This is a genomic window from Micromonospora sp. NPDC050397 (genome assembly GCF_044901685.1).
In the GTDB taxonomy this organism is placed as follows: Bacteria; Actinomycetota; Actinomycetes; order Mycobacteriales; family Micromonosporaceae; genus Micromonospora_G.
The window spans coordinates 43953-64755 of sequence record NZ_JBJDPS010000017.1 but is presented as its reverse complement, the minus strand read 5'-3'; the positions used below and the strand labels follow the sequence as shown (position 1 = coordinate 64755).

The window sequence follows — 20803 nt, the reverse complement described above, 5'->3', positions numbered from 1 at the left end:
CGAGCGGTCAAGCTTGATCTCTGCGCCGGGCACGGTGGGCCACAACCCGGACCGCAAGCTCAGTACGAGTAGAAGCCCTGTCCGGTCTTGCGACCCAGGTCCCCCGCGTTGACCATGCGCTGGAGCAGCTCGGGCGGGAAGAACTTCGCGTCGCCGGTGTCGGAGTAGATGTTCCGGGTGGCGTGCAGCAGCACGTCCGCCCCGGTCAGGTCGATGGTGGCGAGCGGACCCATGGCGTGCCCGAAGCCGAGCTTGCAGGCGGTGTCGAGGTCCTCGGCCGAGACCACGCCGGACTCGACCAGTTTGATCGCCTCCATCACCAGGGCGGTGATCAGCCGAGTGGTGACAAAGCCGGCGATGTCCCGGTTGACCACGACACAGGTCTTGCCGATCCCCTCGGCGAAGGCACGGGCGGTGGCCAGCGTCTCGTCGCTGGTCTTGAAGCCGCGCACCAGTTCGCAGAGCTGCATCATCGGCACCGGTGAGAAAAAGTGGGTGCCGACGACCGATTCCGGCCGTTCGGTGACCGCCGCGATCTGGGTGACCGGGATGGCCGAGGTGTTGGTGGCGAGCACCGCCTCGGGACGGCAGATCCGGTCCAGCTCGCGGAACACCTCCTGCTTGAGCTCCAGCCGCTCGAACACCGCCTCGACCACCAGGTCGGCGTCAACCGCAGCCTCCAGGTCGGTGGTCGGGGTGATCCGGGACAGCGTCGCCTCAACCTCACCAGCTTCGATCTTGCCCTTGCTGGCAAACTTCTCCAGCGAGGCACGGATACCGTCGAGGCCGCGCCGGGTCGCCGCGTCGTCCAGGTCGCGCAGCGTCACCTGCCACCCTGCCCGCGCCGCCACCTGGGCGATGCCCGAGCCCATCAAGCCAGCCCCGATGATCGCGAGTCGACCCGCCATCCGCCTGCTCCTCCCCTGGTACGCCTGCTGTCCATCGCACTCTATCCGTCTACCTGAACGACACCTCAGGAGAGGCGAACGGCAGGGAAGGGGGACGGGACGACAGGGGAGGCGGGAGGGGGGATCGAGCGGCAGGAGAGGCGGGAGGGCGACAAACGGTAGGAGAGGCGGGAGGGGGAAAGAACGGCGTGAGGGGTGGGAGGGGGCAAAGGGCAGGAGGGGTGGGAGGCAGGAGGGCTCGGGGGTCAGAGGGTGAAGTTCTGTTCGGCGGGGGCGGTGGTCCGTTCCACCTCGACGCCGAGGGCGCGCAGGTCGGCGACGAAGTCCGGGTAGCCCCGGTCCACGTGGTGCACGTGGGATATCTCGGTCACCCCGTCGGCACAGAGTCCGGCGATCACCAGACCGGCACCGGCCCGGATGTCGGTGGCGCGGACCGGGGCGCTGGAGAGACGCTCGCGACCGCGTACGACCGCGTGGTGCCCGTCGGTCTTGATGTCCGCGCCGAGCCGGGCCATCTCGTTCACGAACATGAAGCGGCCGTCGAAGATGTTCTCGGTGATCAGCGAGGCTCCCTCGCTGACCGAGGCCATCCCGATCGCCATCGGCAGCAGGTCGGTGGCGAAGCCGGGGAACGGCAGGGTGACCACGTCCACGGCGGTCGGGCGCCGGTCCATCCGTACCCGGAAGGCGTCGGTACGGGTCTCGACCAGCCCGCCAGCGGAGATCACCTTGTCCAGCGCGATCTCCAGGAAGCTCGGGCTCGCCCCGGTCACGGTCACGTCCCCCTGGGTCATCGCCGCCGCGAAGGCCCAGGTGCCGGCGACGATCCGGTCCCCGACCGTACGGTGGCGCACCGGTCGCAGCTCGCTCACGCCCTCGATCCGGATGGTGGAGGTGCCGGCCCCCTCGATCTGGGCCCCCATCGCGGAGAGCATGGCGCAGATGTCGACGATCTCCGGCTCCCGGGCCGCGTTGTCGATCTCGGTGGTCCCCTTTGCCAGCACCGCCGCCATGACCAGGTTCTCGGTCGCGCCGACGCTGGGGAAGTCGAGCCAGATGGTGGCGCCGTGCAGCCCGTCCGGGGCCGACGCGATCACGAAGCCGTGCGAGCCGGCGATCTCCGCGCCCATCCGGGCCAGACCCGACACGTGCATGTCCAGACCCCGGGACCCGATCGCGTCGCCGCCCGGGTGGGCCACCCGGACGTATCCGCGCCGGGCGAGCAGCGGTCCGAGCACGCAGATCGACGCGCGCAACCGCCGGACCAGGTCATAGTCGGCGTCGGTGCCCGGTTCGTCCGGCACGTCGATGGTGACCGTACGGGCCCGGCCGGGTGCCGTGTCGAGGTCGACCGCCGCCTGCGCCTCGCCGGTGGGCGTCGAGGCGACGTCGCGGACCGGTCCGGCGCCGTCGACCGGCGGCACCTCCGCCGGTACGCCGTCCCCCACGCCAACCACCGGTATGCCCTCGATGGTGCCGGTCGAGGTGCCGTTGTCCTCGCCGAACGAGACCTGGCAGCCGAGCCGGCGGAGCACCTCTCCCATGATCGCGATATCGGTGATCCGGGGCACGTTCGTGATCACGGTGCGTCCGGGTGCCAGCAGCGCCACCGCCATCAGCTTGAGCGCCGAGTTCTTGGCACCGACGACATGTACCTCTCCGGCGAGCCGGGCGCCGCCGCTGACCCTGATCACGTCCACGTCGGCCATCGTAGGGTCGGCGGTCACACCCGCCGTCATGTCAGCCGTCACACCGGCCGCATCGGCGGTCGGCCGCCCGGCGGTCAGCGCGGCGGCGGGGTCGACCTCGCCACCCGTCGCGGTCTGGGTGGGCGGCTCACCGTCGGACCTCCGTACGCTGTCCGTCATGGCCGTTCACCTCACCCGCATCTACACCAGGACCGGCGACGCCGGCCAGACCAGGCTGAGCAACAACGAGCAGGTCGAGAAGACGGATCCACGAATCGTGGCGTACGCGGACGTGGACGAGTGCAACGCCGCGATCGGGGTGGCGATCGCGCTCGGCCAACTCGGCGACGACCTGCGCAGGGTGCTGGCCTGGGTCCAGAACGACCTGTTCGACGTCGGCGCCGACCTGGCCACCCCGATCGAGCCGGAACCGGCGTATCCGCCGTTGCGGGTCACCGAGGAGTACGTGACCCGACTGGAAGGCTGGTGCGACGAGTACAACGCGGAACTGGCCAAGCTCGACTCCTTCATCCTGCCTGGCGGCACCCCGGGAGCGGCTCTGCTGCACGTCGCGCGCACCGTGGCTCGACGAGCCGAACGTGCCGCCTGGGCACTGGTGAATCACGATCAGGACCGAACCAGCACTCTTCCGGCAAAGTATCTCAACCGGTTATCCGATCTGCTGTTCATCCTGGCAAGAACGGCCAATCCGGAGGGCGATGTGCTATGGGTGCCCGGCGGCAAGCGGGTGAATCGGAGGGAGGCTTGAGTTGCGTCGAGGTGAAGCTAGCTGAGCCTGATGATCATCGGTGCCGGGTGGAGTCCTGGTTGCCGATGCGCTGGTGATCCACCTGGTCACGGCTGGGCGGTGGACTGGTGACCGTGGGGCGGGTGTCCCGATCCCGGTGGGCGGTGACTGGTCATCGGTGGGCCCGGTCCCGGAGCGGGCGGACGATCCGACTGACCGGGTGGGTCCGACGCGGGTCGCGGTCGAGCCGGCGCAGCGGCGAGCGGCCGTCGCGTACCGCTGCTCGGCAACCTGTGGCGGGGTCCCGGTCGGTTCGGGTGGCCTTGCCGGCGCGGCGACCGCCGACGCCGGGCCGGCGTCGGCGCAGCCACGCCGCCGCCCCGACCCCGGCCGCCGCCGCGACCGCGACCACCGCCACCGTCGTGACCATCCCGCCCATCTTCAGGTACGACGCCCCGGCGAGGTAACCCATCAGGAAGATGCCGGGCACCCAGACCAGCACCGCGGCGGCGTCGAAGAGCACGAACCGCCGGTAGGGCAGGCCAGCCACGGCCGCCACCCGGGGCACCAGGGTCCGGACGTACGGTGTCCAGCGGCCGAGCAGGACCGCCGGCCCACCCCTGCTGGTGAACAGCCGCTCCGCCCGCTCCCACCGGTGGTCGGCGATCCGCCGGCCGAACCGGCTGTGCCGTAGGCGCGGGCCGACCAGTCGTCCCTCCAGGAAGGCGACCTGGTCGCCGACCATGGCGGCCACACTCGTCACCGCCAGCGCGGTGACGACCTCCAGGGCGCCGGTACGGGCCAGGAACCCGACCGTGAGCATGGTGGTGGCGGCCGGGAGCACCATTCCGGGCAGGATGGCGACCTCGGCGGAGAGCACCAGGAACACGGTGAAATAGAGCCAACCGGTCGGCAGGCCGGTGAGCCAGTCGACAAAGACGGCGAAGATCTCCATCGCACCACCGTCGCCGTCGGCGCCCCGGTCCGGCGTCGTCCGGCCAGCCGCCGCGCCTCCTCCGGGTGGCCGGCAAAGACCCTAGGGGCCGTACGGGTCCGGCTCGGGGTGCCCGTCCGGCTGCTGGACGACCGGATGGAAGTTGTCGTCCACCAGGCCCAGCCGGTGGGCCACCACGGCTGCCTGCACCCGGTTGCGGAGCTGGAGTTTCTCCATCGCGGCCGAGACGTGGGTCTTGACGGTGGTGATGCCCAGGTGCAGGCGCCCGGCGATCTCCGCGTTGGACAACCCCGCTCCGACCAGGGCGAGCACCTCCCGTTCCCGGGCGGTGAGCAGGCGGTGCCGTGGCTTCGGCTCCTCCGCCGGCCGCCGTACGTCCCGCTGGTGCGCGCGCAGCGCCCGACCGACGATCCGGGCCAGTACGGGCGGAGCCAGCAGCGCCTCGCCCCGGGCCGCCCGGAGCACCGCGTCGACCAGATCCTCCGGGGCACCGTCCTTCACCAGGTAGCCGATCGCACCCGCGCCGAGCGCCCCGTAGATGTCGGCGTCGTCGGCGAACGTGGTCAACACCAACACCCGGCTGGCGGGGTGGTGCTCGACGATCCGCCGGGTCGCCTCGATGCCGTCCATTCCCGGCATTCGCAGGTCCATCAGGACGACGTCGGGACGGAACCGCTCGGCCAGGCGTACGGCCTCACGCCCGTCACCGGCCTCACCGACGACCTCGAACCCACCGGCCGCTCGCAGCAGCAGGCAGACACCGGCGCGGACCAGCGCCTGGTCGTCCACGACGAGGACGCGGATCACGAGAACTCCTTGACCGGTAGGTGCGCGGTCAGCCGCCACCCACCCTCGGCGGCGGGACCGGCCGCAAACCTACCGCCGAGCAGCCCGACCCGCTCCCGCATCCCCGCCAGGCCGTGCCCGGACGGCGGCAGTGGCGACCGCTCCGGATCGGCCCGCGGCGGGCCGGTGTCGACGACCTCGACCAGCAACCCGCGCTCCTCCCGGGCCAGCCGCACCGACACCGAGGCACCGGAGCCGGCGTGCTTCAGGGCGTTGGTCAGCCCCTCCTGGACAACCCGGGCGGCGGTGGTACGTACCACCAGCGGCGCCCCGGCCACCAGGTCGGCTCCGGTGAGCACCACGGCGAGGCCGCCCGCCTCGACCCGGCGTACGGCGTCCCGGAAGATCTGCTCCGGCTCGACCAGCACCGTGGTCGCGTCGACCGCCTCGGGGTCACGCAGCACCTCCAGCAGCTCCCGCAACTCGTCCAGCACCTGTCCGGCCGTGCTCCGTACCTCGCCCAGGGCGGCCACCGCGTCGTCCACCCGGCCGGTGTGCCGGGCGGCGAACTGGGCGGCACCGGCCCGGAGCGCGATGGCACTGACATGGTGGGCGACGATGTCGTGCAGGTCGCGGGCGACGACGGTGCGCTCGGCGAGCCGGGCCGCGCGGTTCTCGGCCGCCCGCCGGCTCTCCACCTCCCAGATCCGCTCCTCGGCGACGAGGGCGGCATCCCGCTGACGCCGCAGGTAGCGACCGAACACGATCGGCGCGGCGACCAGTGCCGCGATCGCGAGCAGCCGCGCCACCGCGTCCTTGTCCGAGACCGGCAGCGGTTCCACGTCCGGATCCATCACGTCGACCAGGGTCGCGCCGAAGGCCAGCAGGAACGCCGACCCGGTGCCGAGCCAGCCGGCCCGGTAGGCGACCACGGCGAGCGCGACCGCCAGCCCGAGTTGGGTGATGATGCTGTTGGGCGGGGCGACGGCGTCCGCGACAACCAGCAGGGTGGCCTCGACCACCAGGGTCGGCCAGGGCCAGCGCCGTACCGCGAACAGCGCGAGCCCGGCGCCGGTGGCCAGGGTGGCGACCACCGGGTTGTCCTGGATCTCGGCCCAACCGAGCAGGCCGTTCGCCGCGATCAACGCGACGCCGACCAGTCCGAGCAACAGATCCGGCCCCCGCCGCCACCGCCCCGTCCGCACCTGCCAACCATACGAACGCCGACCGGCCGGGCGATCCCGCCACCGGCCGGGGCGGCTCCTCCGGGTGGCCGAGCTACGGGCCATCCGGACGAAGGGGCCGCCACGTCGATCGCCTATTTTGGTGGCCGTGGCCAACGAGAAGCTAACGTTCCTGACCCAGTTCGTCCGTCAGCCGATGTCGGTGGGCGCGATCGCCCCCAGCTCGGCGGCTCTGGCGGACAAGATCACCGCTCCGGTCCCCCGTACCGGTGACCCGGTGGTGGTCGAACTGGGGCCGGGCACCGGCTCCTTCACCGGTGAGATCCAGCGCCGGCTCGGTGGCCGGGGCCACCAGTTGGCGATCGAGATCAACACCGATTTCGCGGAGGCACTCAGCCGGCGCTACCCGGCGGTCGACGTCATCTCCGACGACGCCCGGAAGCTGCGGGAACTGCTGGCTGCCCGGGGCCACCGCCAGGCCGACGTGATCGTCAGCGGCCTACCCTGGGCGGCGTTCCAGGAGCGCCTGCAACAGAACCTGCTCGACGCGGTCGCCGACGGCCTCGCCGACGACGGCGCGTTCACCACGTTCGCCTACCTCTTCGCCATCTGGACCCCACCGGCCGCTCGGCTGCGCACCGCGCTGCGGGCCCGGTTCGAGGAGGTCACCCTCGGCCGTACGGTCTGGGCGAACGTCCCACCGGCGCTGGTCTACCACTGCCGCCGCCCCATCCGCACCCACGCCCACGGCACCGCCCACGACCCCGTCAGCGCCGCCACCACCACCGACTGACCCAGACCCGCTCCGGCCAACACAACAACGCCCGGTCTCCACCCCGGAGGCCGGGCGCTCACGTCTCGGAATCACGCTGGAATCAGGGTTTGGCCCGCCGTGCCCGGCGGAGGGATCAAGCCTGACCGCCCGGAGCCGGGCACGGCGGGCCAAACCCGCACCACCCGGAGCGAGCACGCGGACCAAACCCGCACTCCACAAGACAACCCTCAGGCAGCCGGCCAGTCGTTAGCCCCGAGACGCGGCGAGACCGCCCCCGGAGGGGCGGCCTCGAGCCAGGAAAGGAATCCGGTCACCGTGGATTGCGCCATCGCGATCTCCACCGGTGCCTGGTGACTGGTACAGCGAAGGATCACCCAGTCGGCCGGCATGGAGAACTGCTCCTGCCCCTCCGGCAGCCGACGCCGCTCGACCGCGAGGCCGCGCCGGGCCAGCACCCGTTTGGGCCGGATGGCGAAGCTGAACATCCGGTACCAGCGCAGCTCGTCATCGGTGAAGCGGCCAAACCCGGGCGACCAGCCACGGCCGTCGAGCATCGTCGACACCCGTACGCTGAGCCGGATGATGCCACCCGATCGGGTCACCAGTGCGCGCCGGACGAAGAGCACCAACAGGCCGGCGAGCACGACCAGAACGCCGACCCCGATCCATTCCAGAACCAGCACCGACGTGCCGGGTCAGCGGGTCGCTGCGGCGGTGACCGGGGTGGCGCTCTCGGCCAGTACGGTGACGCCCTCACCGGTCACCGAGAGGAAGCCTCCGGCGACCTCGTAGGTGACCTGCTCGCCACCGGCAAGTTTGATCCGGACCTGACCGGGCTCGGCCAACTGCCCCAACAGGGGGGCGTGGCCCGGCAGCACTCCGAGTTCGCCTTCGGTCGTCCGCGCGACGACCATCTCGGCCTCGCCGGACCAGACCTTCTCCTCGACGGCTACGAGCTCGACGTGTAGCTGATTTGCCACGCTGTCTCCTTGTGCGGCGACGGGATTGTTAAGAGTCTAGTCGCGTACCCGACCGACACCCACGCCGGGTGGTCGTAAGCACCGTCGGCGTGCCCCTGCGGCTCCGCCGGCCGGTTCCCGCCGACGTCCAACCCGGCCCGGTTCACTTGTCCTTGTTGATCAGATCGGGGTGGGCGGCCACGAACGCGTCGACGCTGTCGTCCTGCACCGAGGCGAAGAACTCCTCGGCCGGCGCCTTCAGCTCCTCGCCCTGGTAGTTGCTGCTGGAGCCGAGGGCGGCGTGCGGCAGTTTGATCAGGGTCATCGAGTCGGACCGGAGATCCCGCAGGGCGAAGGCCCAGTCCGCGACGCTGTGCCCCCGGCCGTTGAAGATCAGGGACTGACCGGCCGCGCGGAGTACGGAGTCGAGCTTGAGCGGGTTGGTCACCACGTCCCGGCTCAACGCCTGGCTGGCCATCGCCCGGATGAACTGCTGCTGGTGCCGCTGGCGCCCGTAGTCGCCGTCGACCAGGGTCTTGCGCTGACGTACGTAGTCCAGCGCCTGCCAACCGTTGAGGTGGGCCTCGCCCTTCTTGTACTCCCGCTGCGGGCCGACGTAACCCTCGCCGTTCGGGTTGCCGGGTCGTGGCGTGCCGTCCGGCTGGAGGTGCTCGGACTTCGTGTCGGCGTCGATGTACATGTCAACGCCGCCCATCGCGTCGACGATCTTCTTGAACCCGTTGAAGTTGAGGATCGCGCCCGCGTCGAACCGTTTGATCCCGGTGTATTCGCTGATCGTGGTCTGGAGCAGTTCGAAGCCGCGGGCGGCGTCCGGATTCTTGCCCGCCACGATGCTGCCGTGCGACATGGCCGAGTTGAGCCGGTCGTTGCCACCGGGGTAGTCGGCCTTCGGGAAGGCCGGGATGTCCACCCGCAGATCCCGGGGCAGCGAGAAGAGGTACGCCCGGTCCATCCCGGCCGGTACGTGCAGGATCATGATCGAGTCGGCGAGCGGCGGGGTCGACGGCTGTCGCGGGTCGATGCCGACCAGCAGGATGTTGACCGGCCCCTTGATGTCCGACACCTTGGGTGGCGGGGTGCCCGACGCCTCGTCACCGAAGAGGTCGGCGCTGGCCACCGCGCCCTGGTAACGGGAGAGCAGCGCCTCGAACCCGATCAGCACGACACCGCTGAGCAGCATGAGCACCGTACCGAAGACGACCGAGAGGCGTGCCCAGCGCGGCGCCCTCGACCCGCTGCGGCGCCTACCGTGCGTGGTTGCCGTACCCAGGTCGGTCACCCGGCATCTCCCGTCGTCGCCTGCTCTCGGGCGCCCTCCGGCGGGACGCGACCGTGGCAGAGCGTAGCGCTGCTTTCTGAGCGCCACCTCGGAAGATCAACTCACCCCGGCGCGATCGGGCCGGCACGAAAAAAGGGACCCCGCCGGCAACAGCCGACAGGGTCCCCCTCCTTGGTACAAAAACTAGTCCTTCATCAGCTCGCGAGCGTTGCGCTCCAGGTCGTCGAGCCCACCGCACATGAAGAAGGCCTGCTCGGGGAAGTGGTCGAACTCACCCTCGCTGATCTTCTTGAACGCCTCGACGGTGTCCTTGACCGGCACGTACGAACCCTTGATGCCGGTGAAGACCTCGGCCGCGTACGTGTTCTGCGAGAGGAAGCGCTCGATCCGACGGGCCCGGCCGACCGTGACCTTGTCCTCTTCCGAGAGCTCCTCGATACCGAGGATGGCGATGATGTCCTGCAGGTCCTTGTAGCGCTGCAGGATCCGCTTCACCTCGGAGGCGACGGTGTAGTGCTCCAGGCCGACGTACTCCGGCGCGAGGATCCGCGAGGAGGAGGCCAGCGGGTCCACCGCCGGGTAGATGCCCTTGTCGGAGATCGACCGCTCCAGGTTGGTGGTCGCGTCCAGGTGGGCGAAGGTGGTCGCCGGCGCCGGGTCGGTGTAGTCGTCCGCGGGCACGTAGATCGCCTGCATCGAGGTGATCGCCTGGCCCCGGACCGACGTGATCCGCTCCTGCAACTCGCCCATCTCGTCGGCGAGGGTCGGCTGGTATCCCACCGCGCTCGGCATCCGGCCGAGCAGGGTGGAGACCTCCGAACCGGCCTGGGTGAAGCGGAAGATGTTGTCGATGAAGAGCAGCACCTCCTGCTTCTGCACGTCCCGGAAGTACTCCGCCATGGTCAGCGCGGAGAGGGCGACCCGGAGCCGGGTGCCCGGCGGCTCGTCCATCTGGCCGTAGACCAGGGCGGTCTTGTCGATGACGCCCGACTCGGTCATTTCGGTGATCAGGTCGTTGCCCTCACGGGTCCGCTCCCCCACCCCGGCGAAGACCGAGGTACCACCGAAGTTGTTCGCGACCCGGATGATCATCTCCTGGATCAGCACGGTCTTGCCCACGCCCGCGCCGCCGAAGAGGCCGATCTTGCCACCCTTGACGTACGGGGCGAGCAGGTCGAGCACCTTGATGCCGGTCTCCAGCATCTCGGTCTTCGGCTCCAGGTCGGCGAAGGCCGGTGCCTTCCGGTGGATACCCCACCGGTCGGAAACCTGGAGCTTCTCGCCCTCCTTCAGGTTGAGGCACTCGCCGATCGCGTTGAACACGTGACCCTTGGTGCCGTCGCCCACCGGAACGGTGATCGGGCTGCCGGTGTCGCGCACCTCGGCGCCGCGGACCATACCGTCGGTCGGCTGCATCGAGATGGCCCGGATCATGTTGTCACCCAGGTGCTGGGCGACCTCGAGGGTCAGCGTCTTCTCTCCACCGGAGAGCGAGACGGTGACGTTGAGGGCGTTGAAGATGTCGGGCATCGCGTCGCGCGGGAACTCGGCGTCGACGACCGGGCCGATGACCCGTACCACCCGACCGGTGGCGGTCTTCGTCTCTACTGGTGCAGTCATCACACTTCACTTCCCGACGCGGCCAGCGCGTTGGCGCCGCCGACGATCTCACTGATCTCCTGGGTGATCCCGGCCTGGCGGGCCGAGTTCATCTCACGGGTGTACCTGCCGATCATGTCCTCGGCGTTGTCGGTCGCGCTCTTCATCGCGCGCCGACGTGCCGCCGACTCGCTCGCCGCCGATTCGATCAACGCCGCGTAGATCCGGGTGTTGATGTACTTCGGCAACAGCGCGTCGAGCAGCGCCTCCGCCTCCGGCTCGAACTCGTACGCCGGCAGCAGGCCCTGGGCCTCGGACCGGGGACGGTCCTCGACCTCCATCGGGCCGATGATCCGGGTGATCGGGTTCTGGGTCATCAGCGACTTGAACTCGGTGTAGACGATGTGCAACTCGTCCACGCCGAGCACGCCGTCGAGCCCGGCACCGGCACCCTCGTCGTCCGCGCCGTGGGTGAACGCCTTGATCAGCGTCTCACCCACCTCGCGGGCGTCGGCGAAGGTGGGCTGCTCCGAGAAGCCGGTCCAGCTCGCCGCGACCTGGCGGCCACGGAACTTGTAGAACCCGACACCCTTACGGCCGATGACGTAGAGCACCGGCTCCTTGCCGTCGTTGCGCAGCCGGGCCAGTAGCGACTCGGCCGTCTTGATCGCGTTGGAGCTGTAACCGCCGGCCAGGCCGCGGTCACTGGTGACCACCAACACCCCGGCCCGCCGAACCCGGGGACGGGCGGTGAGCAGCGGGTGGTCGATCGCCGCGTTGGACGCCAGCGCGGTGAGCACACCGGTGATGGCCTGGGCGTACGGCAGGGACGCCGCCACCCGGGCCTGGGCCTTGGCGATCCGGCTCGTCGCCACGAGCTCCATCGCCTTGGTGATCTTCTTCATCGACTTCGCCGAGCGGATTCGTTGACGAAGAACGCGAACCTGGGCCGCCATAGCTCAGCCCTACTTCTCTACCGGACGATCGGTCCCGCCGTCGCGGAACCGGGTCACGGTTTCGCGGTTCTCGTCGCCCTCGAGCGGTTCGGCGGCAGCCTCGTTGACCTTCACCTCGTTCTGGTTACCCAGGAACTGCTGCTTGAACCGGCCGATGGCCTCGTCAAGGGCGGTGGTGATGTCGTCGTTCCAGTTGTTGGCCGCGATCGACTGCATCGTCGGCGCGTAGTTGCGCCCGAGGAAGTCGAGGAACTCGGTCTCGAAGCGGCGGACATCCGGAACAGCGATGTCGTCGAGCTTGCCCTCGGTGCCGGCCCAGACCGACACCACCTGCTGCTCGACCGCGAACGGCGAGTAGTTCGGCTGCTTGAGCAGTTCGACCAGGCGGGCGCCACGGTCGAGCTGGTTGCGGGAGGCCCGGTCCAGGTCGGAGGCGAAGGCGGCGAACGCCTCCAGCTCGCGGTACTGGGCCAGGTCCAGCCGGAGCCGGCCGGCGACCTTCTTCATCGGCTTGACCTGCGCCGCGCCACCGACCCGGGAGACCGAGGTACCGACGTTGATCGCCGGCCGGACACCCTGGTTGAACAGCTCGCCCTCGAGGAAGATCTGTCCGTCGGTGATCGAGATGACGTTGGTCGGGATGAACGCCGAGATGTCGTTGCCCTTGGTCTCGATGATCGGCAGGCCGGTCATCGAGCCGCCACCCAGCTCGTCGGAGAGCTTGGCGCAGCGCTCCAGCAGACGGGAGTGCAGGTAGAAGACGTCACCCGGGTACGCCTCACGGCCCGGCGGGCGACGCAGCAGCAGCGACACGGCCCGGTACGCCTCGGCCTGCTTGGTCAGGTCGTCGAAGACGATCAGGACGTGCTTGCCGCCGTACATCCAGTGCTGTCCGATGGACGAGCCGGCGTACGGGGCGATGTACTTGAAGCCGGCCGGGTCCGAGGCGGGCGAGGCGACGATGGTGGTGTACTCCATCGCGCCCTGCTCCTCCAGCAGGCCCTTCACCGAGGCGATGGTGGAGGCCTTCTGGCCGATCGCCACGTAGATGCAGCGGACCTGCTTGGCCGGGTCACCCGACCGCCAGTTGTCCCGCTGGTTGAGGATGGTGTCGATGGCGACCGTGGTCTTGCCGGTCTTCCGGTCACCGATGATCAGCTGGCGCTGACCCCGGCCGATCGCGGTCATCGCGTCGATGGCCTTGATCCCGGTCTGCAGCGCCTCGGTGACACCCTGGCGGGCCATCACGTTCGGCGCCTGCAGCTCCAGCTCCCGGTAGCCCTCGTTGGCGATCTCGCCGAGACCGTCGATCGGGTCACCGAGCGCGTTGACCACGCGACCCAGGAAGGCGTCGCCGACCGGGACGGAGAGCACCCGGCCGGTCCGCTTGACCCGCTGGCCCTCCTCGATGCCGGCGAAGTCGCCGAGCACCACGGTGCCGATCTCACGGACGTCGAGGTTCAACGCCACACCGAGCGTGCCGTCCTCGAACTCCAGCAGCTCGTTGGCCATCGTCGAGGGAAGCCCCTCGACGTGCGCGATGCCGTCACCGGCGTCGGCGACGGTGCCGACCTCCTCGCGGGAGATGTCGGGCGAATAGGAGGAGACGTAGCGCTCCAGGGCGCCGCGGATCTCCTCCGACGAGATGGTCAGCTCGGCCATCCTCTGCTTCCTCTATTCAGGGCCCGGAGTTAACTCAGAGCGGCAGGCTAAGTACGGCGTTGTTCGTTCAGCGCTTGGTGAGCGCGTTACGGGTTTCGGTGAGTCGGCGCAGGATGGTGCCGTCGTAGAGATCGGCACCGACCTGGACGCTCAGCCCGCCGAGCACGTGCGGGTCGACCGTCTGCTTGACGGTGACCTCCCGACCGTAGATCTCGGTCAGCTTGGCGCTCAGCCGGCGCTCCTCTTCCTCACCGAGGGGCGCCGCGACGGTCACGTAGGCCACCTGCCGGTCCCGGCGGTCGGCGGCCAGCTCCACCAGGCGGGTGAGCCCGTTGGAGAAGGACCGTCCCCCGAACCCGGCGAGGGCGACCTCGGCCAGGCGGATGGTCGACGGCTTCGCCTTGCCGGAGAGCAGTGCCCCGAGCAGTTCGGACCGCTGCGCCACCGGCGCGACCGGGTCCGAGAGGGCGTTGCTCAGGCCGGAGTCTCCCCCGACCACCTGGCCGAAGCGGAACAGCTCGTCCTCGACCTCGCCGAGGTCGTCGGCCCGGTCGGCGCCGGCCAGCACGGCCTCGACACCGAGCCGCTCGATTCCCTCCAGCAACTCGGAGGGAGCCGACCAGCGACCGGTCACCAGGACGGTGAGCAGCTCCTTGGCGTCCGACGTGACCTTGTCGCCGAGCAGGCTGTCCAGCAGCCCGGCCCGCTCCTGCCCGGTGCGGGCCGGATCGGACAGGGCCCGCCGCAGCCGCACCTCTCGGCGCAGCAGGTCGGCCACGGCGAGGAGCCCGTCGGCGGTGTCGGCGATCGCCGACGGCTGGGCGGTCTGGGCGTACGCGTCCAGACGTTCCGCCGCGGCGGCGTACGACTCCCGGCTGGCGGCCTGCATCAGCGGGCCCCCGCGCTCTCGAGGCCGGTCAGGAACCGCTCGACCGTGCCCTTCTGACGCGCCTCGTCGGCCAGCGACTCACCGACGATCTTGCTGGCCAGGTCGACGGCGAGCGTGCCGACCTCCGCGCGCAGCTCGCGCACGATGGTCTGCCGCTCGGCGGCGAGCTGTTCCTTGCCGAGCGCGATGATCCGGTCGGACTCCTCGCGCGCCTTGGCCAGGACGTCCTGACGGATGCCCTCGGCGTCGGCCCGCGCGTCGTCGCGGATCTTGGCGGCGTCGGTACGCGCCTCCGCCAACTGTGCCCGGTACTGCTCCAGAAGCTCGTTGGCCTCGGCCTGTGCGACCTCGGCCCGCTTGATGCCACCCTCGATCGCGTCGACCCGCGCCTGGAAGGTCTGCTCCATCCGCGGGAAGACGAACTTCATCAGTACGAAGCAGAGGATCGCGAAGGCGACCGAGCCAACCACGATCTCCTGCCAGAGCGGCAGGATCGGGTTGTGCTCGGTGGCACCCTCAGCAGCGATGTAAAGCATGTGAACCCTCCGTTGACGAAGGCCGACGGGACTAGATCTAGCCTGCCCAGATGAAGCCGAACGCGATGCCGAGCAGGGCGAGCGCCTCGATCACGGCGAAGCCGATCCAGACGTAGGGCAGGGTGATCCGCGACGACTCCGGCTGGCGCGCGGTCGAGTTGATGTACGCGGAAAAGACCAGGCCGACGCCGATACCCGGGCCGATGGCGGCAAGGCCGTAACCGATGGCGGCGACGCTGCCCTCTACTGCGGCGATGTCCATTAGTTGGTTCCTCCTGGTTATCACGCGTGACGGTCACGCGGGACGACAACGGTTGTGCGTTTGTGGATCAGTGCTCTTCGGCGACAGCGCCCTGGACGTAGCTGGCGGTCAGCACGACGAAGACGTATGCCTGCAGGACGATGACCAGCGCTTCGAGGAAGGTCAGGCCCACGGTCATCACCCAGGAGAGCACCGAGACCGGCGCCAGCAGCGGGGTCGCGTTGAGCATCGCGAAACCGCCGAGGGTGAAGACCAGCAGGAGCATGTGGCCGGCGAACATGTTCGCGAACAGACGCACGGCCAGTGAGAACGGGCGGACCAGGAACGTCGAGAAGAACTCGATCGGGATCAGCAGCGGCAGGATGTACCACGGCGCCGGCGGGATGAGCGAGTGCTTGAAGAACTTGCCCGCCCCGTGGTGCCGGATGCCCACCCAGATGAACATCACGTAGCTGACCGCCGCGAAGATCGCCGGGAAGGCGATGTGCGAGTTCGGCGAGATCTGGATCAGCGGAACGATGCTGAACAGGTTGGTCAGCAGGATGAAGCAGAAGAGCGTGGTGAAGTACGGCGCGAAGGCGACCCCGCGGTGTCCGATCATCTCCACGGCTATGTTGTTGCGGACGAAGCCGTAGATCGACTCGGCGAGCCACTGCTTCTTCGTCGGCACGAGCTGCGGGTTCCGGTAGCTCAGCAGGAAGTACAGGATGAGCAGGCCGGCCGCGACCCAGACCAGCAGGGTGACCTTGGTGACCCACAGCGAATGTTCGCCCCAGGGGGCGATGCTGGGCAGGAAGAAGTCCCCCACGCTGGGTGGAAACGGGGAATCGCCCTCCGCGAGGACGACCGTTTGTCCGATCACCGCGTCCCTTCCCTAGTTAGGCGGCGCGCCGAGCCGGCGGATGACCAGGTAGATCCCCCCGGCCGCGCCGAGCACTACCCCGATCCCGATGGCGACGCCATCGGTTTCGAGCCACCGGTCGACCAGCCAGCCGATGAGGCCCCACACCCCCATCCCTGCGATCAGGTATGCGAGCGCGGTCCATCCCTGTCCGGCGTTGGGCGGCGGATAGTCGCCCGAGCCGTCAGCGGGTTGGGGGGTTTGGTCACCGGCCATGACGGGGCGAACGATATCAGCCAGAAATACGAGGCAAGGAGGCACCCCCCGCACAACCGTGGTGTGTGGGCGTTCTGGGGCGCAGCGTCGTCTGGAGGCACGGTACTCCGCTTCGGCCCGCTAAGAAATGACCGATCACGGACAGTTTTTTAAGCGCTGGTCGTCTCGGCGAGCCGTCGCAGGTGAACGGCACTGATCCACCAGATGTGCACTCCGGTCCAGACCGCCACGCCGACGGCGAGTCCGAGCGCCAGCGGCACCAGCCCTGGCCAGCCCGTAGCCGCTGCGGCGGCCATCAACACGCCGAACACCGAGAATTTGGCCACGTACATCGCGAGGCCGAACGGAAGGACGAGCTGCGGGTCCACCGAGTCGGCCCAGGCAACCACCAGCGTGGACGATGTGTAACTGAACGTGACCACGGCAACGCCGATTGCCGCACCGAGCGCGCCGGCCGTACCGACGGTCAGGCCACCGACCAGCGCGGCCAGCACGATCAGCGCGGCCGAGGCACCGAGCAGCGGTGGCAGGTGCCGCAGCCGCCAGTGCCGATCGGCCGGCGGCACCGGATACCGGGTACCGGTGGGCGGAGTCGGGCCGGCGCCGTCGCCGACCGGCGCGTCGTCCCCCTCGACGTCCGGCGTGCCGAGGTCGGGGACCGCGCCGCCGGGGGTCTCGGTGCCGGGGGCCTCGGTGCCGGAGACCGCGGCGTCGGGGTTCCCGTCGGGGGTCTCGTCCGGGACCGACCGGGCCCGGTCGCGCGTCAGCTCAGCCACGGGGGTACGCCGGGAACTCGGCGACCAGCTCCGCGACGTCGCGGGCGACCGTGGTCAGTGTGTCGGCGCCACCGGGAGCGCCCGGGTCGGCCCGGACCGCTCGTGAGATCAACGTGGCGATCTGCCGCATCTCGCCCTCCCGCATTCCCTGGGTGGTGACGCTCGGCGTACCGACCCGGATGCCGGAGGCGATCATCGGCTTCTGCGGGTCGTACGGCACCGCGTTCTTGTTCAGCGTGATCGTGGCTCGATCCGCCCGCTCCTCCGCGTCCCGCCCGGTGACGTCGAGTTCGCGCAGGTCGATCAGGGCCAGGTGGGTGTCGGTCCCGCCGGAGACGGGCCGCATCCCCTCCGCGGCCAGCCCGGCGGCGAGCGCCTGGGCGTTGCGGACCACCTGGGTCGCGTACGCCTTGAACTCCGGTTGCGCGGCCTCGCGCAGGGCGACCGCCTTCGCCGCGACGGCGTGCATCAACGGCCCACCCTGGCTGAACGGGAAGACCGCCTTGTCGATCCGCTCGGCGAGCGACTCCCGGCACAGGATCATGCCGCCGCGCGGCCCCCGGAGAACCTTGTGGGTGGTGAAACAGACCACGTCGGCATAGGGGACCGGGGACGGGATGGCTCCGCCCGCCACCAGGCCGATGAAGTGGGCCGCGTCCACCATCAGGTACGCGCCCACCTCGTCGGCGATCTCCCGGAACCGGGCGAAGTCGATCAGCCGTGGGTACGCGGTGGCGCCACAGATGATCAGCTTCGGTCGGTGCGCGATCGCCAGGTCCCGCACCTCGTCGTAGTCGATCAACTCGGTGTCCCGGCGGACGGTGTAGCCGACCGGCGCGAACCACTTGCCGGAGAAGTTGACCCGGCTGCCGTGGGTCAGGTGGCCGCCGTGCGGCAGCTCCATCGCCAGCACCGTGTCACCCGGCTGGACCAGCGCCGCGTACGCGGCCAGGTTCGCGCTCGCCCCGGAGTGCGGTTGCAGGTTGGCGTGCTCGGCGCCGAACAGCTCCTTGGCCCGGGAGATGCCGATCTCCTCGGCCCGGTCCACCTCGGCGCAGCCGCCGTAGTAGCGGCGGCCGGGGTAGCCCTCGGCGTACTTGTTGGTCAGGGTCGAGCCGAGCGCGGCCAGCACCGCCGGTGAGGTGAGGTTCTCGCTGGCGATCAGTTGCAGGCCGCCGCGCAGCCGGTCCAGCTCACCGAGCACCACGCCGGCGATCTCCGGGTCGGTGGCCGCCAACTCGTCGAAGTCGGGGCCGAAGAACTTGCTCATCGTGGTCTCCTCGTCGGGTGCGCCACCGCACTGGAGTGTACGGAGGCAGGCCCGGGTGATCCACGCATGCCCTGCTCAGGGACGTGCCCCGACCGGCCTCGCCGGGATCGTCCGCCCGGCGCGCTCAGGGCAGCAGCGTGGCGGCGAGCGGTTCCACCGTCTCCTCGATCTCGTCGGCGACCCGGCGAAAGGACTGGTCGCCACGCCCCCACGGGTCGTCCAGGTCGTCCGTCGGCAGCGGCTCGGCGCCCTGCCGGGCCGCGTCCACCGCCTCGACCAGGGCCACGCCCCGGGCGTACACCCCCTCCGGGGTGGCCGCCGAGGCCGGCAGCCGGGAGAGGTCGACGGTGCCGAGCAGCCGGCCGAACTCACCGAGCACGAACGTACGGGCGACCGCGTCCGGGCGGAGCGCGACGACGTACTCCTGTTGGTCGGCGGTGGCGGTCAGCACCAGGTCGGCCGCGTCGATCTGGTCCGACCGGAGTTTGCGGGCGGCAAAACCCTCGACGTCACCGCCGCGCAGCCGCACCTGGCGGGCGGCGGGCGGGTTCATCTCCTCCCCCGCGTGCCAGCCACCGGTGCCGGCGCTGTGGCTGTGCAGCAGCCCGTCGGCGAGTGCCTGGTCGACCGGCGCACCGTCGGCGTGTCTGGCGAGCCGTTCCCGGATCGCGTGGGCGAGCAGCCGTTCGGCCATCGGCGAGCGACAGATGTTGCCCATGCAGACGTGCAGGACGGTGAACGGCGGCACTCAGGCCCCCTGCGCCTGGAGGTCGGGTACGACGTCGCGCAGCTTCTCCAGCGGGATCGCGCCCTGGCGCACCACCCGGGGCGCCTCACCGGTCAGGTCGACGATCGTGCTCGGCACCGGATCCGGGCACGGCCCGGCCTCCAGGTAGGCCCGGACCGCGTAACCGAGCTGGTCGCGCGCCTCCTCGGCGGTGACCGCCGCCGGCTGCCCGTGCTTGTTGGCCGAGGAGACCGCCATCGGGCCGGTCTCGCGCAGCACCTCGATCGCCACCGGGTGCAGCGGCATCCGCACCGCGACCGTGCCGGAGGTGTCGCCGAGGTCCCACTGCAGGCTCGGCGAGTGCTCCACGATGATCGTCAGCGCGCCCGGCCAGAACGCCGCGACCAGGTCACGGGCGGACTGGGGCAGGGTGAAGACCAGCCCGTCGAGGGTGTGCCGGGAGCCGACCAGGACCGGCGACGGCACGTTGCGGCCCCGGCCCTTGGCGTTGAGCATCGCGGTGACCGCGTACGGCGTGAACGCGTCGGCGCCGACCCCGTAGACCGTGTCCGTCGGCAGGACGATCAGTTCGCCGTTCTTGACCGCCTCGATCGCGGCGGCGATCCCACGGTCACGCTCGGCCAGGGACCGGCAGTCGTAGAGCATCACGAGGAGCCAGTCTGCCACGCCGGAGCGGCGTCGTCGGCACGGGTGCCGCCGGACCGGCGGGCGGTAACGAAGCGGGCCCGACCAGCGAGGTCGGGATGGTCGCGTACCTCCTCGAAGCGGCCGTGCGCGCGCAGCAGCGCCGGCACCGCCTCGGCGTGGGTGTCATCGTGCTCGATGCCGAGCAGCCCGCCGGGGCGCAGCAGCACCGCGGCGCGGTCCAGCACCGGCCGGATCACCGCCAGACCGTCCGCCCCACCGAAGACCGCCTCCGCCGGGTCGTGGTCGGCCACCTCCGGCGGTACGGCGGTCGCCTCCGGAACGTACGGCGGGTTGCAGAGCAGTACGTCCACCCGACCGGTCAACTCGGCCAGCAGACCCGGATCGGTCACGTCGCCGGCCACCACCTCGATCGGCCGGTCCCCGGCGGCGGCCCGCTCGGCGGCGTTGCGACGCAGCCAGACCAGCGCCTCGACGGAACGCTCGACCGCCACCACCCGGGCACCCGGCACCTCCTCGGCGACGGCCAGCGCGATCGCACCGCTGCCGCTGCACAGGTCGATCACGATCGGATCACCGGCCGCACCGGACCCTCCCGTCCCACCTGCCAGGACCCGAACCGCGTCCACGCCCCAACCGGCGAGCAGTTCGGTCTCCGGCCGGGGCACGAAGACGCCGGGCCCGACCGCCAGTTCGAGATAGCGGAACGGGGCCGAGCCGAGCAGGTGCTGCAACGGTTCACGGGCCGCCCGCCGGGCCACGAGTTCGCGGTAACGCTCCAGTTGGGCGAGGGTGAGCCGGGCGGTCAGCGCCAGCCGCCCACGCGAGGTGTCCAGCACGTACGCGGCCAGCAGTTCCGCCTCGGCCCGGGCCGGTTCGATCCCGGCGGCGGTCAGCACCCCGGTCGCGTCGGCGACCGCGACCGAGGGCCGCAACCGTTCTGACCCTTCGGCGGGCTGCTCCAGGAAATCTGTCACGCCATAATCATGGGACGTCGGACCTGGCACCGGTGACGGGTGCCGGCCGTCCGCGATTCGTAG

23 protein-coding genes are annotated in these 20803 nt (G+C 70.3%); 2 read left to right on the top strand and 21 right to left on the bottom strand.

All coding sequences use genetic code 11. The annotated features are described in order from the left end of the window. Positions 1–59 precede the first annotated feature (59 nt). Together ACI2K4_RS31680 and murA are read right to left on the bottom strand one after the other, a co-directional pair. Positions 60–908: a 3-hydroxyacyl-CoA dehydrogenase family protein gene (locus tag ACI2K4_RS31680; RefSeq protein ID WP_404516584.1), complete on the bottom strand. Its 849-nt coding sequence runs from the start codon at positions 906–908 to the stop codon at positions 60–62. 245 nt (positions 909–1153) lie between these two features. Beyond that, entirely contained in the window at positions 1154–2647 is a 1494-nt protein-coding gene (murA, locus tag ACI2K4_RS31675) for a UDP-N-acetylglucosamine 1-carboxyvinyltransferase (RefSeq protein ID WP_404516675.1), read from the bottom strand. Between the two features lie 127 nt (positions 2648–2774). On the opposite strand from murA, the gene ACI2K4_RS31670 reads away from it, so the two are divergent. After that, complete coding sequence (locus ACI2K4_RS31670; protein ID WP_404516583.1) at positions 2775–3365, top strand: cob(I)yrinic acid a,c-diamide adenosyltransferase; 591 nt, start codon at positions 2775–2777, stop codon at positions 3363–3365. A 151-nt stretch (positions 3366–3516) separates the two neighbouring features. Here ACI2K4_RS31670 and ACI2K4_RS31665 read toward each other — a convergent pair whose 3' ends face one another. From ACI2K4_RS31665 to ACI2K4_RS31655, 3 genes are all read right to left on the bottom strand, one after another. Beyond that, the gene (locus tag ACI2K4_RS31665) at positions 3517–4299 is read right to left on the bottom strand and encodes a DedA family protein (RefSeq protein WP_404516581.1); all 783 of its coding nucleotides are present in this window, start codon (positions 4297–4299) and stop codon (positions 3517–3519) included. A gap of 81 nt (positions 4300–4380) precedes the next feature. Continuing rightward, the gene (locus ACI2K4_RS31660) at positions 4381–5106 is read right to left on the bottom strand and encodes a response regulator (protein WP_404516580.1); all 726 of its coding nucleotides are present in this window, start codon (positions 5104–5106) and stop codon (positions 4381–4383) included. Continuing rightward, the gene (locus tag ACI2K4_RS31655) at positions 5103–6290 is read right to left on the bottom strand and encodes a sensor histidine kinase (protein WP_404516579.1); all 1188 of its coding nucleotides are present in this window, start codon (positions 6288–6290) and stop codon (positions 5103–5105) included. Before ACI2K4_RS31655 ends, ACI2K4_RS31660 begins: the two co-directional genes overlap by 4 nt. 127 nt (positions 6291–6417) lie before the next feature. On the opposite strand from ACI2K4_RS31655, the gene ACI2K4_RS31650 reads away from it, so the two are divergent. Further along, complete coding sequence (locus ACI2K4_RS31650; RefSeq protein WP_404516578.1) at positions 6418–7062, top strand: class I SAM-dependent methyltransferase; 645 nt, start codon at positions 6418–6420, stop codon at positions 7060–7062. Positions 7063–7271: 209 nt separating this feature from the next. Here the strand turns inward: ACI2K4_RS31650 and ACI2K4_RS31645 are convergent, their stop codons facing one another. From ACI2K4_RS31645 to prmC, 16 genes are all read right to left on the bottom strand, one after another. Next, positions 7272–7727 (bottom strand): DUF2550 domain-containing protein, encoded by a 456-nt coding sequence (locus ACI2K4_RS31645; RefSeq protein ID WP_404516577.1) that lies wholly within the window; start codon positions 7725–7727, stop codon positions 7272–7274. A 12-nt stretch (positions 7728–7739) separates the two neighbouring features. Next, positions 7740–8024, bottom strand: a complete 285-nt coding sequence (locus tag ACI2K4_RS31640) for a F0F1 ATP synthase subunit epsilon (protein ID WP_404516575.1) — start codon at positions 8022–8024, stop codon at positions 7740–7742. 142 nt (positions 8025–8166) lie between these two features. Next, positions 8167–9303, bottom strand: coding sequence for an LCP family protein (locus ACI2K4_RS31635; protein ID WP_404516573.1), 1137 nt, complete (start codon positions 9301–9303; stop codon positions 8167–8169). 183 nt (positions 9304–9486) lie between these two features. After that, positions 9487–10923, bottom strand: a complete 1437-nt coding sequence (gene atpD / locus ACI2K4_RS31630; RefSeq protein ID WP_404516571.1) for a F0F1 ATP synthase subunit beta — start codon at positions 10921–10923, stop codon at positions 9487–9489. Next, positions 10923–11858 carry a F0F1 ATP synthase subunit gamma gene (locus ACI2K4_RS31625; RefSeq protein ID WP_404516570.1) on the bottom strand — a complete coding sequence of 312 codons (936 nt, stop codon included), beginning with the start codon at positions 11856–11858 and terminating at the stop codon, positions 10923–10925. The genes atpD and ACI2K4_RS31625 overlap by 1 nt, the downstream gene beginning before the upstream one ends. A gap of 9 nt (positions 11859–11867) precedes the next feature. Further along, the gene (gene atpA, locus ACI2K4_RS31620; RefSeq protein WP_404516569.1) at positions 11868–13520 is read right to left on the bottom strand and encodes a F0F1 ATP synthase subunit alpha; all 1653 of its coding nucleotides are present in this window, start codon (positions 13518–13520) and stop codon (positions 11868–11870) included. 67 nt (positions 13521–13587) lie between these two features. Beyond that, positions 13588–14409: a F0F1 ATP synthase subunit delta gene (locus tag ACI2K4_RS31615; protein WP_404516567.1), complete on the bottom strand. Its 822-nt coding sequence runs from the start codon at positions 14407–14409 to the stop codon at positions 13588–13590. Then, a complete protein-coding gene (locus ACI2K4_RS31610; protein ID WP_404516565.1) occupies positions 14409–14945 on the bottom strand; it encodes a F0F1 ATP synthase subunit B in 537 nt (178 codons plus the stop codon). The genes ACI2K4_RS31615 and ACI2K4_RS31610 overlap by 1 nt, the downstream gene beginning before the upstream one ends. Before the next feature lie 37 nt (positions 14946–14982). Beyond that, a complete protein-coding gene (locus ACI2K4_RS31605) occupies positions 14983–15207 on the bottom strand; it encodes a F0F1 ATP synthase subunit C (RefSeq protein WP_404516564.1) in 225 nt (74 codons plus the stop codon). Positions 15208–15274: 67 nt separating this feature from the next. After that, complete coding sequence (atpB, locus tag ACI2K4_RS31600) at positions 15275–16069, bottom strand: F0F1 ATP synthase subunit A (RefSeq protein WP_404516563.1); 795 nt, start codon at positions 16067–16069, stop codon at positions 15275–15277. Positions 16070–16081: 12 nt separating this feature from the next. Further along, positions 16082–16324 carry an AtpZ/AtpI family protein gene (locus ACI2K4_RS31595; RefSeq protein WP_404516561.1) on the bottom strand — a complete coding sequence of 81 codons (243 nt, stop codon included), beginning with the start codon at positions 16322–16324 and terminating at the stop codon, positions 16082–16084. 149 nt (positions 16325–16473) lie between these two features. Further along, positions 16474–16890, bottom strand: a complete 417-nt coding sequence (locus ACI2K4_RS31590; protein WP_404516674.1) for a hypothetical protein — start codon at positions 16888–16890, stop codon at positions 16474–16476. 202 nt (positions 16891–17092) lie between these two features. Next, positions 17093–18370: a serine hydroxymethyltransferase gene (glyA, locus tag ACI2K4_RS31585; protein ID WP_404516560.1), complete on the bottom strand. Its 1278-nt coding sequence runs from the start codon at positions 18368–18370 to the stop codon at positions 17093–17095. A gap of 124 nt (positions 18371–18494) precedes the next feature. Beyond that, the gene (locus ACI2K4_RS31580) at positions 18495–19118 is read right to left on the bottom strand and encodes a phosphotyrosine protein phosphatase (RefSeq protein WP_404516559.1); all 624 of its coding nucleotides are present in this window, start codon (positions 19116–19118) and stop codon (positions 18495–18497) included. Next, complete coding sequence (locus tag ACI2K4_RS31575) at positions 19119–19763, bottom strand: L-threonylcarbamoyladenylate synthase (RefSeq protein ID WP_404516673.1); 645 nt, start codon at positions 19761–19763, stop codon at positions 19119–19121. It abuts the gene before it with no gap. Further along, positions 19763–20740, bottom strand: a complete 978-nt coding sequence (gene prmC, locus ACI2K4_RS31570; protein ID WP_404516557.1) for a peptide chain release factor N(5)-glutamine methyltransferase — start codon at positions 20738–20740, stop codon at positions 19763–19765. Before prmC ends, ACI2K4_RS31575 begins: the two co-directional genes overlap by 1 nt. Between the last annotated feature and the right edge of the window lie 63 nt (positions 20741–20803).

Excerpts from the sequence above, each read along its gene's own strand:
- ACI2K4_RS31680 (WP_404516584.1), bottom strand. The coding sequence starts at position 908 with ATGGCGGGTCGACTCGCGATCATCGGGGCTGGCTTGATGGGCTCGGGC.
- murA (WP_404516675.1), bottom strand. The coding sequence starts at position 2,647 with ATGACGGCGGGTGTGACCGCCGACCCTACGATGGCCGACGTGGACGTG.
- ACI2K4_RS31670 (WP_404516583.1), top strand. The coding sequence starts at position 2,775 with ATGGCCGTTCACCTCACCCGCATCTACACCAGGACCGGCGACGCCGGC.
- ACI2K4_RS31665 (WP_404516581.1), bottom strand. The coding sequence starts at position 4,299 with ATGGAGATCTTCGCCGTCTTTGTCGACTGGCTCACCGGCCTGCCGACC.
- atpD (WP_404516571.1), bottom strand. The coding sequence starts at position 10,923 with ATGACTGCACCAGTAGAGACGAAGACCGCCACCGGTCGGGTGGTACGG.
- ACI2K4_RS31625 (WP_404516570.1), bottom strand. The coding sequence starts at position 11,858 with ATGGCGGCCCAGGTTCGCGTTCTTCGTCAACGAATCCGCTCGGCGAAG.
- atpA (WP_404516569.1), bottom strand. The coding sequence starts at position 13,520 with ATGGCCGAGCTGACCATCTCGTCGGAGGAGATCCGCGGCGCCCTGGAG.
- ACI2K4_RS31615 (WP_404516567.1), bottom strand. The coding sequence starts at position 14,409 with ATGCAGGCCGCCAGCCGGGAGTCGTACGCCGCCGCGGCGGAACGTCTG.
- ACI2K4_RS31610 (WP_404516565.1), bottom strand. The coding sequence starts at position 14,945 with ATGCTTTACATCGCTGCTGAGGGTGCCACCGAGCACAACCCGATCCTG.
- ACI2K4_RS31605 (WP_404516564.1), bottom strand. The coding sequence starts at position 15,207 with ATGGACATCGCCGCAGTAGAGGGCAGCGTCGCCGCCATCGGTTACGGC.
- ACI2K4_RS31595 (WP_404516561.1), bottom strand. The coding sequence starts at position 16,324 with ATGGCCGGTGACCAAACCCCCCAACCCGCTGACGGCTCGGGCGACTAT.
- glyA (WP_404516560.1), bottom strand. The coding sequence starts at position 18,370 with ATGAGCAAGTTCTTCGGCCCCGACTTCGACGAGTTGGCGGCCACCGAC.
- ACI2K4_RS31575 (WP_404516673.1), bottom strand. The coding sequence starts at position 19,763 with ATGCTCTACGACTGCCGGTCCCTGGCCGAGCGTGACCGTGGGATCGCC.